Below are 14,338 nucleotides of genomic sequence, written 5' to 3' on the forward strand. Positions count from 1 at the left end.
GAGCGGTTTTTTTATTGGAAAAAACAATGTCCGTCATTTCAAAATTACAAATCGTCCTAGAAGCCAATACCACCGCTTTTGACCGCAATCTTAGCAAGGTTAATGACCAGCTTGGCAAGTTTTCAAAATCCGTGCAAGACATGCACGCCAAAATGGACAAAGTTGAGCGAAAAAACCGTGAAGCCTTGCAAGGCTTGCAGACCGCAGGAAAAGTAGCGGCGGTAGGCTTAGGCGTGATGGCGGTTGGTATTAAGGGTGCTGTAACAGCGGCTGTAGATTTTGAAAAATCTATGGCAGGCGTCAGAAAAGTCATTGATTTTGAGACGCCTGAGCAGTTTAGGCAGATGGAGCAAGACATCATCGCTTTATCGCAGCGCCTACCGATGGCAGCGACCGACATTGCCGCCATCATGGAGGCAGCAGGTCAATCTGGCATCGCACGAGATGAGCTGACACGCTTTGCCGAGTCTGCGGTTAAGATGGGCGTGGCGTTTGACATCACGGCTGAAGAAGCAGGCAAAGCAATGGCAGAAATGCGTGCGTCTTTTGGCATGACACAGACAGAAGTGGAGACGCTTGCCGACCAGATTAACTACCTTGGCAACAATTCCACCAACTCAGCACCGCACATCATGGAAGTGGTGCAACGCATCGGCTCATTGGCTGAGATGGCGAACATTTCTTCATCTACCATTGCCGCCTTAACTGCGTCTATGGTCGGTATCGCCCCTGAAGTGGCGGCGACCAGCCTAAAAAACTTCTCGCTACAGCTCGTCAAAGGCGAGAGCTTATCAAAGTCTGCTAAGGCAGCATTCGTTCAGATGGGGCTTGATTACAACCAAGTCGCCAAAGACATGCAGACTGACAGCGAAGGCACCATCAGAAAAGTACTAGAAGCTGTCCAAAAAGTCCCAGAGCATATGCGTGCGGCGGTGCTAAACGACGCCTTCGGCTCAGAATCCATTGCTGCCATCTCACAGCTGGTTACTAACATCGATACGGTGGATAAGAACTTAAAAGCGATGGGCGACTCTGCTACTTATGCAGGCTCCATGCTTGAGGAATTTGAATCCATGGCAGGCACATCAGCAGCACAAATGCAGCTGTTTGACAACAACATGCAAGCCATGAAAATCGCCTTTGGTACGGCGTTTTTACCCGTGCTTAATCAAGCGATGGAGGCAATCACACCAGTGATAAAAAGCATCACCGACTGGGCACAAAAAAATCCAGAGCTGGTTACGACCATCACCGCCATTGTAGGCGGTGTGCTGGGTGCGATTGCGGCACTGGGTGGTCTTGCGTTGGCGTTCACGGCGGTAACAGGCGGTATCGGTGCGATGGTGTCAATCGGCAAAATGATTGCCGTGATTATCAGCCCCATCTTTAATGTGTTCAGTGCTGTCAAAATGTTTGGGGCGACATTGGCGGCACTTGGATTCCCTGTGACCGCTGTGGTTGTGGGGATTGCCGCCCTAGTCGCCGCAGGTGTCGCCCTGTACATGAATTGGGACACTGTCAAAGCCACAGCCATTGAAGTATGGAACGCCATACCGCAGTATGCAGACCAAGCATGGCAATGGATTCAAGGCGTATGGGGTGGTATTGGTGCGTGGTTTAGTGGTATTTGGGATAGCGTTGTTAGCAGTGTCAATACCGCATGGGTCGCCATCAAACAAGCCTTTGCAAATTGGCTTGCCGGTATGCCAGCACCAGTACAAGAGATGGTCGCTAATATTGGCAGCATCTTTAGCGGTATTGCCAGCATTGCAAGTGCGGCATGGTCTGGCATCACCGCTGTTGCTCAGACGGTATTTAGCGCCGTTGTGGCGGCATGGCAAGGCTTGTCATCTGCTGTATCATCAGCGTGGCAAGGCATTGTCAGTGTCGCAACGAGTGTTTGGGATAGCGTTAAGTCTGCCGTGCAATCAGCCATCAATGCGATTAAGCCAATTATCACAAGCGTTGCAAGCTTTTTTTCAAGTGCTTGGAATGGCTTGGTAAGCGTGGCTCAAAGCGTGTGGAATGGCGTAAAAGCGGCCGTATCAGCGGCGATGACAGCAATTAAAGCCATTTTTACCGCAGGCTTAACCGTATTTGCCAGCGTGTTTAATGCAGGATTTGCCCTCGTTACAAATATCTTTACCACTACCTTTAATGTGATTAAATCGCTTGTGCGTGGGGATATGACGGCGGTGCGTCAGGCGTTCAAAGATGGCTTTGATAGAGCGGTGCAAATCGCTAAAAAGACCAAAGATGACATCATCAGTGCATTAAAAGACCTAGGCACACGGCTACTACAAATGGGTCGTGATGCCATTCAAGGCTTAATTAACGGCATGAGCGAGAAAATCACTGCTGCTGTTAATAAAGCCCAAGAAATCGCTGGCAAGGTTATTGGGGCGGTCAAAAGTGCGTTTGACATTCACTCGCCATCTCGGGTGATGAAATCGTTGGGCGAATGGGTATCAGAAGGCTTGGCACTGGGTATTGATCATAAAGCCCCAATGGTGGAAAAATCCGCCAAAAAGCTTGCTAAGACAACCAAAGACGCACTGACAAGCGAGCTTCAAAGATTAAGCCGTGAGCTGTTTATTGGCAAGCTAAAACTGCAACAAAACCCCTTTGCCGAGTTGACCGCTGACATTGCCTTTGGCAAATACGGCAAGCATGACACCGCCCAGCTGTTACTTTTGGCTGAGCGAAATGACAGAATGCAAAAGGCGGTGGAATTTAGCGAACGCCTGCAAAAAGTGCGTCAAGAGATTGCTGAGATTGGGCTTGATGAGATTGGCTTGCTTGAATTACAGCGTAGCAACTACGCCATGATCAACGATGAAAATTTTAATCGGTTAAAAACACTGATTGAGCAAAGAAATGCCAAGCAAAACACCCATAATCTGACACAAAAAATCGCAGAGCTTGATGAAAAAATTCTACTGGTTGGCAAAAGTGAACTTGAAGTATTGCAACATCAGTTAAACACCGCCAAAGAGTATGAAGGTGTATCTGATGATATTAAGCAAAGCTATCTTGACCGCACCAAAGCCCTGCAAGATGAGTTAAAAGCCGCTGAACGCTTAGCAAAAGTCAAATCTGCCACCGACGACATCGCCAAGCATAAACATATTTTGGCGAATTGGCAAGACAAACACGCCACCTTAGTATATGACTTGGCAAAAGACGGCTACGATGCCAGTCAGATTGACAAGATTGTCGGTGCTGAAAAAGTCAAAGAGCAGGTGTCTGAGCTGACCAAGTTGTTTGATGATTTAAAGCACAAAAAAGTGTTTGGCGATGCCATCAATACCGCCAACCTCACAAGCTTTGGTGGTGGTATTGATTTTGTCAGTCAAATGTATCAAAAAAAGGCTGTATTAGATAAGGTGCTTGAAGAACAGCAGGCAAAGCTTGAAGAAGCCCGTGAGCAAGGTTTGATTGACCTTGCCACTTACCAAAGCCAAGAGAGGGCACTGATTGAACAGCACAAAGCCAAGAAGCGACAACTTGCTGAATCCAGCAACCAAGCCTTATTGGCTGGCACAACAAACCTTATGAAAATGATGTACGGTGAGAAAAGCAAACAATACAAATGGGCGTTTGGTCTTGAAAAAGCCTATGCCATCAGCCGCATCTTGATGCAAAACAAAGTGGCACTGGCGAATGCTTGGGCATCAGCCCCTTTTCCTGCCAATCTGGGAGCTGTTGCTAAGACGCTGGCTGAGACAGGCTCTTTGGTGCCTATGGTCAATGCCATCAAGCCCATCGGACAAGCTCACGACGGCATTATGTCCGTCCCCAAATCAGGCACTTGGAATCTGGAAAAAGGCGAGCGAGTGTTACCCAAACACACCGCCAAAGCCTTAGATGACAAATTAAATAACTTACAAAACGGTGGTGGTGTTGTTATCAACCAACACATCACAATCAATGCGGATGGCTCGCATGATGTTAAAGATGATACTCAAAACCAAATGGGGCAAGCCTTTAAAGCAGGTATGCTCGCACTTATTCAAGGCGAGATGCGACAAGGTCGCTCCATTTATAACTTCGTCAAACATGGACGATAAGGGGATGAAATGAGCCTGAAAGCTTTCACTTGGAAAATGAACATGGGAGCGTCTGCCAGCGTCAAGCACTCTGTGGCAAAAGCCCAGTTTGGTGATGGCTATGCCCAGCGTGTGAGTTTTGGTATTAACAATAAACGCACCGATTGGAGCGGTAGCAAAACTGGCGACTGGGCGACCGTCATCAAGCCAATCAAAGATTTTCTTGATGAGCATGGTGGCGTTACGCCCTTTTATTGGGCTGATCCGCATGGCACGACCGCCAAATACATTTGCCAAGATTATGAAATTTCTCAAAGAAAAGGTAACTTTTGGGAAATTAGCTTGAAGTTTGAACAAGTTTTTTAGGCAATATCGCCTTAACAACCGCCCCACGCAATACCGCTTGGGGCTTTTTATTTGGAGCAAAACCATGACCCAAACCCTAACCACCCTAAACCGCACCGAAGCCAAGACCTTGCAAGACTTTATCTACCAAGTGGACGCTTGGCAAGCTCAGCACGGCGAGAAAGCCAATCATATTGAAATTATCTACTACCCCGAAGATGACGGCTTTGAAGTCGTCAATGGAGAAAAAGACAATGGCGTATTAAAGCGTAACCGCACCACCGCATTTCGTGCCGAGATTCTAGCATGGGCAACGGCTCAGCTCAATCAACTTAAAGGGTGGAATAACGACAAAACCATCACCGCCTTTGCCTGTGTGTATCAAAATGGCGAATTTGGCGTGGCGGTGGAAGTTACCGACAAGACTGCCCAAACTGCCGAAAATGTCAGCGATGAAGCGGCAGACAGCGAGTAACGCTTATGAGCTTTAATGCAGACATACAACAAAGCACCGTACAAGGTTTGATCACCTTGTACGAGCTGGACGCCAGACGACTTGGCGGCGATGTGTACCGCTTTCATGGTCATAATGACGGCGTCATCACTTGGCAAGGACAACAATTTCACCCTATTGCCATCAAAGCAGACGGACTAGAAATGCGGTCAGATGGTAGAGCATCAACACCCAAATTAACCATCGGCGATAATGTGAATGGCGTACAAGGGGCGGTGTCTGCCCTGTGTCGTCTGTATGATGACTTTGCAGGGGCGAAACTGACCGTAACGCACACTTTGGCAGAGTATCTTAATTCTACCGACAGCCAAAATTACCGTCAGCAAGAATGGTACATTGAGCAAAAGGTCAGCGAAAATCCCACATCGGGCATCGTGGAATTTGAACTGTCTAACCCTGTGGACCTAGACGGTCAAAAAATCCCAGTCAGAAACATCACCACCTTTTGTCATTGGGCGGTGTGTGGTCGTTATCGTGGCGAAGAGTGTGGTTATACAGGCACCAAACGCTTTACGATGGACGGCAAGATAACCGATGACCCAAGCCTTGATGTGTGCGGTGGCACGATGCCAGATTGTAAGCTAAGAGACAATGAAGACAGCTTTGGCGGCTTTCCTGCCAGTAGTTTGGTGAGTTAAGCCAAATCTGCCATCGCAAGCTGTGCCAAATAATTAGAACGGCTTTTGTATAATGACTTATGGGCGGACACTTTTTCATCAATTTTGGTGATTAATAGACTGGGTAGGGTAACATTGATTTTTTCGACTTTACCCATAAACGCAGACATATCTACTTCCACGACCGCCCATAGCATACCTTGATAATCTGGGTTGTCTTGATGGTAAAAGATAGGGTGTGCGGTGGGTAGAAAATCACCGTCTTCTGCCATGCTCTCTAAATGCAAGCTAATGGCTTCATAGGCGTTTTTAATCGCTTCATCTGGGGTGTCGCCTGTACTAAAACACCCTGCAATATCAGGCACAATCACGCCATAGCATTCGTGTTCATTGGCAGGTTTTTCAATGGCAATGGGAAATAACATACTTACTCCTTTTTAAGGGTTTAAAATTGTTTTTAAGTAGCTTTTGAGTGGGGCTAGATTATTCTAGCCCTGCTTGTTTGATAATGCTTTTTAGTGTTCCGATTGGTAGGCTTTTACGACCGCTTGGGATAGTAACCTTGCCCTCTTTGGTTGGGTGCTTGTAGTGCTTATGAGAGCCTTTTTGTGCTACAAGATACCAACCATCATCGGTAATTCGCTTTATCATTTCATCGCTACTTGGCGGCATTTTAAACTCCAATTTGCTTAATATGGGGTTATTATAACCCTAGATATTAGTTAAGTCAAGAGTTATTAGGGTTATTTTCATAAAATTATTTCACACTGCCTAATATGGGCGGTTTTTTATTGGAAAAAATATGCGACTCACCAAAACCCTAAAAGACCAAATCATATCCCACGCTTGGGACGATTACCCCAATGAATGCTGTGGGCTGATTGTACAGAGTGTGGCAGATGGCACGGTGGATTATGTACGCCTGCCTAATGTTGCCAAAGACCCACTCAATCATTTTGAGATTGACCCACAGGACTATGCCGACTTTGAGTACAGCTTTGGTATTTTAGCCATTGTACATAGCCACCCAAACGGCACAGCAGAACCATCTGAGATTGACCGCATACAGATGACCATGCACGGCAAAGATTGGGTGATTTGTGGCTGCGGGTTTGATTTGGTAACGGGCGAATGGTACAGCGAAATCAAACGCCATAAGCCTACCAAAGAGATAACGCCGCTACTTGGGCGTGATTATGTGCATGGCTATCAGGATTGTTATAGCTTGGTGCGTGATTATTACAAGCGAGAACTATCCATTGAACTGCCTGATTTTGCAAGGGCTGATGAGTGGTGGGAAAACCCAAACCACGAACCGCTTTATGAAAATAATTTTACCAAAGCAGGATTTGATGTCATTGATGACCCAGCACAATTACAAAAACACGATGTTATCCTATGCCGTGTCGGTCGCACCCACCACATTAACCACGCCCTTATCTTTGTGGGTGATGGCAAATTAACCAGCGAAAATACGCCTGACTGTGTGGGTGATTGCCTAGTATTGCATCACCCACATTCGGCATTATCCAAGCGTGAGATTTATGGTGAGAGCTGGCAAAAACGCACGGCAATGGTGGTTAGGCATAGACAGTTTCTGGCGTAAATAACGGCTTGATGGTGGAATAGTCCATTTTGGGGTTGTTTTGGGCTTGCCATAGGTCGTACTGGTTTTGCATACGAAACCATAAATCATCACTCGTCCCCAAAGCCCGAGCAATGCGAAGCGACATATCAGCGGTAATGCTTTGCTTGCCGTTTAAAATACGGCTTAAAGTAACACGGCTGACGCCCAAATGCTTAGCAAACTCGGTAACACTGATGTCGCCCAAGCCGTCTTTTAGTACCAAGCCAGGGTGAGCAGGATTGTGCATTTTCATGATTTACTCCTTAATGGTAATCTTGATAATCGACAATTTCGGCATTGCCATCGTCGTTAAATTTAAAGGTTAATCGCCAGTTGCCATTAACCGATATCGCCCAATGACCATCTAAGTCGCCCTTTAAGGCGTGCAGTTGCCAGCCGGGCATATTCATGTCTTGGGGTGATACCGCCATGTTTAGCTGGGTCAATTGTACATTTAATCGGTTTTTATGCTTATGCTGAATGCCAGCTGTTGAACCCGTGGTAAAAAACTTTTCCAGCCCTTTATGATTAAAAGAAACAATCATCAAACCGTCCTGTAAACTGTATCGTTATACTTTACACCCATAAGGAAATTTTGTCAAATGAAAACCATCGAACTACACGGCATCCTTGCCAAAAAATTCGGCAGATTTTTTAAATTAGATGTTAAATCGGCAAAAGAAGCCTGCCATGCGATTGCTTGTCAAATCCCTGCTTTTAAAGCATTTATGATGCGTGCTGAGCAAGACGGCATCCGCTTTGCTGTGTTTAACGGTAAAAAACGCAACGAGCGTACCAACATCGGTGAAAATCAGCTTAACGATACCACCACTGCTAACCACATTCACATCGTTCCCAAAGTCATGGGTAGTGGCGGCAAAGCAATGGGCTGGCTACAAGTGGTGGCTGGGGCGGCGTTGGTGGCGGTCGGTGTGCTTGTGCCAGGAGCACAAGCATTGATTGGTGCTGGTGTGGGTCTGATGATTGGCGGTGTTGCCAGTCTACTGATGCCCACCCCCAAACTAGACCCTGCTAATGAAGACGGCAACAAGCCAAATAACGGCTTTGGCGGTGCGGTAACGACTGTAGCACAAGGCAATCCTGTACCCATTTTGTACGGTGAGCGAGAAGTGGGTGGGTTTATTGCATCAGCCGCCATCTACGCTGAAGATAAGATGATACAAGGGGCAAAGATTTAACGCTTAAAATACGCCCCAAATAGTCAAAATCACACCCTATTGGGGTGTTTTTTTATGGAGCAAATCATGCAAATCCACGGTGCAAAAAAACAAAAAGGCGGCAGCCAAAAACCCAATATTGCCAAAGACACCACCGCTAGCAGTAACATCGCCCAGATACTCTACGGCTTATCCGAAGGCGAAGTGGCAGGCTTGGTAGATGGCGGTAAATCCATCAAATTAGACGGCACGCCCATCATCAATGAGAATGGACAACCCAACTTTGACGGCATTTCTTGGCAGTTTCGCACAGGCACGATTGATCAAGAACACATCAAGGGCTTTTCATCGGTAGAAAATGAACAAAACATCGGTGTGGAGCTTCGTTCTGACCGCCCTTATACCAAGTCTTTGACCAATACCCAGCTGTCAGCGGTGGTGATTCGTCTTAGCTGGAATGGATTGCGTGAACAAAAAGCTGATGGCAATATTGTCGGTTATAAGATTGATTATGCCATCGATGTACAGACCGATGGCGGTGCGTGGCAAACTGTACTTAATACCACCATCAATGACAAAGCCAGTCAAGGCTATCAGCGTAGCCACCGCATCGATCTGCCCAAGGCACGCCGCAGCTGGACGGTGCGTGTTCGCCGTATCACGCCCAACCGTGATAGTGAGCTGATTGGCGATGTGATGAATGTCGTTGCCATCACCGAAGTCATCGATGCTAAATTGCGTTATCCTTGCACCGCCCTACTTGCCCTAAAATACGATGCCGAAACCTTTGGCAATATCGCCAAAGTGGCGGTGCGTATGCGTGGCTTGATTATCCAAGTGCCGAACAATTATGACCCTATTACACGCACTTATACAGGGCTTTGGGACGGACGCTTTAAGATGGCATACACCAATAACCCTGCATGGGTGTTTTACGATATTTGCACCGCTCGCCGCTATGGCTTGGGCGAACGCTTGGCAGGAAAAGTGGATAAATGGGCATTGTATCAGCTTGCTCAGTACTGTGATGAGCTGGTCGATGACGGCAAAGGCGGCAAAGAACCACGCTTTACGGTGAATGTCTATATTCAAAAAGCCGATGACGCTTATCGTGTGCTGCAAAACTTAGCATCTGTATTTCGTGCGATGAGCTATTGGGACGGCACGCAGATTGTCGTGGATGCTGATACGCCCAAAGAGAGCGTTTATACCTTTGCTAATGCCAATGTCGTAGGCGGTGCGTTTAGCTATACAGGCACACGGGCAAAAGCTCGCCACAGCATCGCCAAAGTCGCCTATGACGACCCAAACAACGGCTTTAACACCGATTATGTGTGGGTGCGTGATGAATACGCCATCGCCAAATACGGCATCAATATCTTAGAGTTAAACATGATGGGCTGTACATCTGCCGCCCAAGCCCACCGTGCAGGAGTATGGGCGTTAAGCAGTGAGCAGTTAGAGACCGAAACGGTAACATTTGCCACAGGGCTGGACGGCTTTATCCCCAAAGTGGGCGAGATTATCCAAGTGGCGGACAACCACCGTGCAGGTCGCTATCAATCAGGGCGTATTGTGTCTGTGGGTGGCAAAACCATCACGCTAGACAGAACGGCAGGCAAAGTAGGCGATATGCTGACGGTGGGCGATAAGATGGCTAAAATCACCGCCATCAAAGGCACACAAATCACGCTGGATAAGGCAATCGGACAAGCAGGACAAATCTGGGCAATCACAAGTAGCGACCTTGCCCCACGAACCTATCGTGTGATGAGCATCACACAAAATGATGATGCGACCTTTGCCTTTACCGCCTTGCAATACGAAACTGCCAAATTTAGTGCATCGGATAAAGTGGTTCGTACGCCGTCAAAGCCAGTCTCTATCATCAAGGCACACACGCTAGATGCCCCACAAAACATCACGCTGACCGCACACACTCGCACCCATCAAGGACAAGCCATTACCACGCTGTCTATCAACTGGGAGCAGGTGGCAGGTGGCAGGTGCGGTGGCGTACATTGTGGAGTGGCGAAAAGACGACAACGCATGGCAATCTCAAAAAATCGCCAGCCAAAGCCTTGATATTGATGGCGTATATGCTGGCAACTATCAAGCACGAGTGCGTGCGGTGGATGCCTTTGATAATGAAAGTCAGCTTGGCGTGAGTGTGGTTACACAAATTCAAGGCAAACAAGGCAAACCGCCAAAACTGTATTTATTTAAAGTAAAAGGCGGTCTGTTTAGTATGTACCTTGACTGGATATTTAATCACGGCTCAGAAGACACCAATTATACAGAGATTCAAATAAGCCCTGACGGACAAGCAAACATTGCTACGCTGGCGGTATTTAGTTATCCGACCAACAGCCACACGATTACAGGCTTACAGGGCAACTTGACCCAGTTTTACCGTGCCAGAATTGTAGATAAATTGGGCAATACATCAGATTGGACAGACTGGATAAGTGGCACGACATCATCAGATGCCGCCAAAGTGCTGGACTTAATCAGTGGTCAGATCAGTGAGAGTCATCTAGACCGTGCACTCAGGGAGCCGATTGCTAAGATTGATGCGTTTGATGGCAAGATCAATCTGTTCAACGCCAAAATCCCTAGCATTGAGCAAGCGGTGCAACAAGCCAACGCACGATTGCCCCAGTTAAACCGCAGCATTGATGAGCTCATGCGTGATAAAAATGCCAAAAGTCAAGAAATCGCTAATCTTACCCAAACCGTGGGGTCTCATACCTCATCAATCCGTGAATTGGGGGTAACAACTGGGGATTTAACGCAAAAATATAGACAGCTTAAAACGCAGTCAGATAATGCAACAAGTGAGATTACAACGATTAAGCAGACCCAAGACAATCAAGCGACAAGTGTTGAGCGTCTAACATCACGATTCAACGATGCGATGAATGGCGAAAATCTGCTTAGTGATACTAGCCCAAAAACAACAACCCGTTTTCTGCTAGGCTCTTATCCGATTTCTCGTTCGCTCAAAAACAATCAAAAAGTTGTTGTCAAAGCAACGACAACACCGACCCAAAGAGTGCTTGTGTACAACTCATCAGCAAGCGGTGCAAATCGCATAGGCGAGATTGTAGCAGACGGCACACCGCACGAGTTAGATTGGGTTGTTGGTAATGGCGGTAATAACAGCTTGCACATCTATCGCACGAGCAATCGTGACAGTTCTAGCGTAACATTAGACAATGTCAGCTTGTCTGTTCGTGATGGTGCTTTGCTTGATGTCTCAGCTAAGATCGAAACGCAAAGTCAAACAATAACTGACACAGAACGCTCACTATCAGAGCGTATCTCTCAGTTAGACACAGCTTATAAGCAGGCTGATAGAACAGCAGCTGCAAATCTTAGTACGCTTGAACGCACACTCACACAAGCTGACAGTGCATTGTCAGAGCGTATCGGACGGCTTGATACTGACTATCGAAGCAACAAGTCAAGCACCAGCTCACGACTTGCCACAGCTGAGCAGTCATTGTCTGACGCCCATCAAGCACTAAGCAAAATCCAAACCGAGCTTGCAAGCAACCAATCCGACTGGGGCGATGACATTGTGATTAGCGGCAAAGTCGCTGTGAATAACACAACAGCGTACAATATCGCTAATTACAGCTTATCGCAAACTGTGCAAAACGAGACAATCAAGATTACAGTACGAGCAAGTACTAATCTGACGACGATTTATGTGCTTGATGCTGATAGTAATGTTCAGCTGACTACGCTCAATAATCCTGCTGACGGTGTGTTTACTGGTGAACTACAAGTTAACGCAGCACTTAATCGCCTTAAACTAAACCGTCTGCCATATTATCAAAGGGCAAGTATCTTTGAAGTGAGCGTACAAAAGCAAAATAAAAGCGTACAAGCACAGTTGCAAGAGCTTAAACAGACTGTAACAAGTGCTGACAGTGCGTTGAGTGAGCGTATCTCTCAGTTAGATACCACCCTAAACGGTCAGACCACAAGCATCAGAGATGTACAGCGGTCAGTCAATGGCGTGCGTGCGATTAAAGCAGTTACAGTGGATAACAACGGCTTTATCAGCGGTTATGGTCTTATGAGTGAGCTGGCAAACGGTCGTGTTACTAGCCGTTTTGGCATCAATGCCGACCAGATTTATTTTGGGGCGACAACGAGTGCCAAAAAGCCGTTTGTGTTTACGACCCGCACTACCACCATCGATGGTGTAAGCTACCCTGCGGGGGCGTGGCTTAATAGTGCCAGTATTGCCCGAGCGTCCATCAATATGCTGCACATCGCCGACAGTATTCAATCTGACAACTATGTTGCAGGTCGTCAAGGCTGGCGATTATTCAAAGACGGCAGGTTTGAGCTCAACAACACATTTGGTGATGGTTCAAGTTTGGAGCTTAACTCAAAAGGCTTGATTGTTTGGTACAACAAAGCACGAGGCAAAAAAGCAGTAGAATTGGGGATATTCAGATGATAAGTGGTTTGAGAGTATGGGATAGAGACGGTCGTGAGATTAGCAACATCACAGGTCGTTATCCCAAATTTATCGGCAATAAAGTAATTAGTGCATCTGAAAGACGGAGTATTAATTACACCATCCCACAAGGCACGACACGCATTGTCGTGCCTGTATATATGTCTCGTAATGATAATTTATCAGTACCTCCTGATGCTAAAGATGTAGAAGAAGAGTATGTTTATACGAATACTTACAATCTTTGGGGTATCGATATTAACTACACTAATTCAGGGTTTGAATACAGTACAGAACAAGCAGGCAATGCCGATAAACAAAAACCACCAATTAAACTTTACTGGGGGTATGTATGAGTTTTAGAACTTTTAATCAACAAGGTCAAAAATTATTAGATAGTGATGAAGCTGTATTTAGCTTTGTTAAGTCTGGTAGGTTAACAAGATTACTTGATACACCTTTTGAAAAACATAAGAGAGAATACTGGTATAGAGCTAAACGCTTAGTTATTAATTCTAAATTGAGGAGAGGTTATACAGATATTTACACACCTGAATACTGTATGTACTATATTGACCTGCCCAATGCCATCAGTCCCATTGCAGGGGTGTATTATGATGGTTTAAGTAGTCAATGTAATCCTGTGGTGTATCTAAATACAGGCTATTTCAATGGCATAGCACGGCTGATGTTTTATTCAAATGGCAGGTTATCAGATGCTGAGCTTGCCAAATTTCACATTTACATTTTGATGTTAATGTCATCAAAGAGGATAAAGTGGGTATCAATCTGTATGACAGACAGGGCAATGTAACATTTAGCTCTCGTAGCGTGCCATTGTCTTTACAGACCAAAACCACACGGCAACACATCCCCAGTGATATTAAATTACTATCGAGTGATGAAGCTAGACTGCTGACTCGCCATGTTGAACATTATTATGATTATGGTGTGGACTATTATAACAATCAAACAGGCAGCGACCGAGCGATGATTGACAAACGAAAAAATCATGGCGTGCCATTGTCTAGGTTGTTGCCAGCACGTATTACCAAACGCTGTGCTGGTATATTAAGCCCAAAGCTATCAGTCGGATACTATCCTTATGATACCACCGAGCTGACAAATGCGATTGGTGATTATGACGGGTACTATCAATTGGAATTTTCGGCAGGCGAAACCTACCCTCATTTTATGACACCCGTGGTGCTTGCGTGTGTAGGCTGTGTTGATGGCAATCATATTAAGATTGTACCTACATTTGAGCGTATTAATCAAAATGGTACTGTGAAAGATATAAAACAAGAATTCACAACAAGAAACCTAATATTTAATCATGATGTAATAAATATTTATTTTTCTGAAATTGATAATCTACCATTCCCATTCACAGGAGGCCATCATGACATAACACCACCCCCATAACCACCACCGCCCCATCTCAACCATGGGGCTTTTTTATTAACCAAGGAGAAAAAATGAAACACAACATCAAGCTCAACATCACAGTGGACAGAACATAGGAATAATT

15 protein-coding genes are annotated in these 14,338 nt (G+C 46.1%); 11 read left to right on the forward strand and 4 right to left on the reverse strand.

The window, feature by feature from the left end; all coding sequences use genetic code 11:
- Positions 1 to 26 precede the first annotated feature (26 nt).
- The 4 genes from L3D27_RS09325 to L3D27_RS09340 all read left to right on the forward strand — a co-directional run bounded on the left by L3D27_RS09325 (position 27) and on the right by L3D27_RS09340 (position 5,546).
- Positions 27 to 4,070, forward strand: a complete 4,044-nt coding sequence (locus L3D27_RS09325; protein ID WP_432481021.1) for a phage tail tape measure protein — start codon at positions 27 to 29, stop codon at positions 4,068 to 4,070.
- A 9-nt stretch (positions 4,071 to 4,079) separates the two neighbouring features.
- The gene (locus L3D27_RS09330) at positions 4,080 to 4,415 is read left to right on the forward strand and encodes a phage tail protein (RefSeq protein ID WP_432481022.1); all 336 of its coding nucleotides are present in this window, start codon (positions 4,080 to 4,082) and stop codon (positions 4,413 to 4,415) included.
- A gap of 64 nt (positions 4,416 to 4,479) precedes the next feature.
- The gene (locus L3D27_RS09335) at positions 4,480 to 4,869 is read left to right on the forward strand and encodes a hypothetical protein (RefSeq protein WP_432481023.1); all 390 of its coding nucleotides are present in this window, start codon (positions 4,480 to 4,482) and stop codon (positions 4,867 to 4,869) included.
- 5 nt (positions 4,870 to 4,874) lie between these two features.
- Complete coding sequence (locus tag L3D27_RS09340; RefSeq protein ID WP_432481024.1) at positions 4,875 to 5,546, forward strand: phage minor tail protein L; 672 nt, start codon at positions 4,875 to 4,877, stop codon at positions 5,544 to 5,546.
- On the opposite strand, the gene L3D27_RS09345 is transcribed toward L3D27_RS09340, so the two are convergent.
- Complete coding sequence (locus L3D27_RS09345) at positions 5,543 to 5,950, reverse strand: type II toxin-antitoxin system HicB family antitoxin (protein WP_432481025.1); 408 nt, start codon at positions 5,948 to 5,950, stop codon at positions 5,543 to 5,545. The genes L3D27_RS09340 and L3D27_RS09345 overlap by 4 nt on opposite strands.
- Before the next feature lie 58 nt (positions 5,951 to 6,008).
- On the reverse strand, positions 6,009 to 6,197 hold the full coding sequence (locus L3D27_RS09350) for a type II toxin-antitoxin system HicA family toxin (RefSeq protein ID WP_432481026.1): 189 nt from the start codon (positions 6,195 to 6,197) through the stop codon (positions 6,009 to 6,011).
- Positions 6,198 to 6,327: 130 nt separating this feature from the next.
- On the opposite strand from L3D27_RS09350, the gene L3D27_RS09355 reads away from it, so the two are divergent.
- On the forward strand, positions 6,328 to 7,131 hold the full coding sequence (locus L3D27_RS09355; RefSeq protein ID WP_432481027.1) for a C40 family peptidase: 804 nt from the start codon (positions 6,328 to 6,330) through the stop codon (positions 7,129 to 7,131).
- On the opposite strand, the gene L3D27_RS09360 is transcribed toward L3D27_RS09355, so the two are convergent.
- Together L3D27_RS09360 and L3D27_RS09365 are read right to left on the reverse strand one after the other, a co-directional pair.
- On the reverse strand, positions 7,106 to 7,405 hold the full coding sequence (locus L3D27_RS09360) for a HigA family addiction module antitoxin (RefSeq protein WP_373628893.1): 300 nt from the start codon (positions 7,403 to 7,405) through the stop codon (positions 7,106 to 7,108). The two genes, L3D27_RS09355 and L3D27_RS09360, sit on opposite strands and share 26 nt — an antisense overlap.
- 10 nt (positions 7,406 to 7,415) lie before the next feature.
- On the reverse strand, positions 7,416 to 7,697 hold the full coding sequence (locus L3D27_RS09365; RefSeq protein ID WP_373628894.1) for a type II toxin-antitoxin system RelE/ParE family toxin: 282 nt from the start codon (positions 7,695 to 7,697) through the stop codon (positions 7,416 to 7,418).
- Positions 7,698 to 7,754: 57 nt separating this feature from the next.
- On the opposite strand from L3D27_RS09365, the gene L3D27_RS09370 reads away from it, so the two are divergent.
- The 6 genes from L3D27_RS09370 (at position 7,755) to L3D27_RS09395 (ending at position 14,232) form a co-directional block, all read left to right on the forward strand.
- The gene (locus tag L3D27_RS09370; protein WP_432481028.1) at positions 7,755 to 8,351 is read left to right on the forward strand and encodes a tail assembly protein; all 597 of its coding nucleotides are present in this window, start codon (positions 7,755 to 7,757) and stop codon (positions 8,349 to 8,351) included.
- Between the two features lie 66 nt (positions 8,352 to 8,417).
- Positions 8,418 to 10,415, forward strand: a complete 1,998-nt coding sequence (locus tag L3D27_RS09375; RefSeq protein WP_432481029.1) for a host specificity protein J — start codon at positions 8,418 to 8,420, stop codon at positions 10,413 to 10,415.
- Positions 10,330 to 12,807 carry a phage tail tip fiber protein gene (locus L3D27_RS09380; protein ID WP_432481030.1) on the forward strand — a complete coding sequence of 826 codons (2,478 nt, stop codon included), beginning with the start codon at positions 10,330 to 10,332 and terminating at the stop codon, positions 12,805 to 12,807. Before L3D27_RS09375 ends, L3D27_RS09380 begins: the two co-directional genes overlap by 86 nt.
- Positions 12,804 to 13,163, forward strand: coding sequence for a hypothetical protein (locus L3D27_RS09385; protein WP_373628933.1), 360 nt, complete (start codon positions 12,804 to 12,806; stop codon positions 13,161 to 13,163). The genes L3D27_RS09380 and L3D27_RS09385 overlap by 4 nt, the downstream gene beginning before the upstream one ends.
- Positions 13,160 to 13,621, forward strand: a complete 462-nt coding sequence (locus L3D27_RS09390) for a hypothetical protein (protein ID WP_432480820.1) — start codon at positions 13,160 to 13,162, stop codon at positions 13,619 to 13,621. Before L3D27_RS09385 ends, L3D27_RS09390 begins: the two co-directional genes overlap by 4 nt.
- Positions 13,585 to 14,232: a hypothetical protein gene (locus L3D27_RS09395; RefSeq protein WP_432480821.1), complete on the forward strand. Its 648-nt coding sequence runs from the start codon at positions 13,585 to 13,587 to the stop codon at positions 14,230 to 14,232. Before L3D27_RS09390 ends, L3D27_RS09395 begins: the two co-directional genes overlap by 37 nt.
- Positions 14,233 to 14,338 lie beyond the last annotated feature (106 nt).

The sequence above is a fragment of the Moraxella sp. ZY200743 genome (assembly GCF_050885545.1).
Classification (GTDB): Bacteria; Pseudomonadota; Gammaproteobacteria; order Pseudomonadales; family Moraxellaceae; genus Moraxella; species Moraxella haemolytica.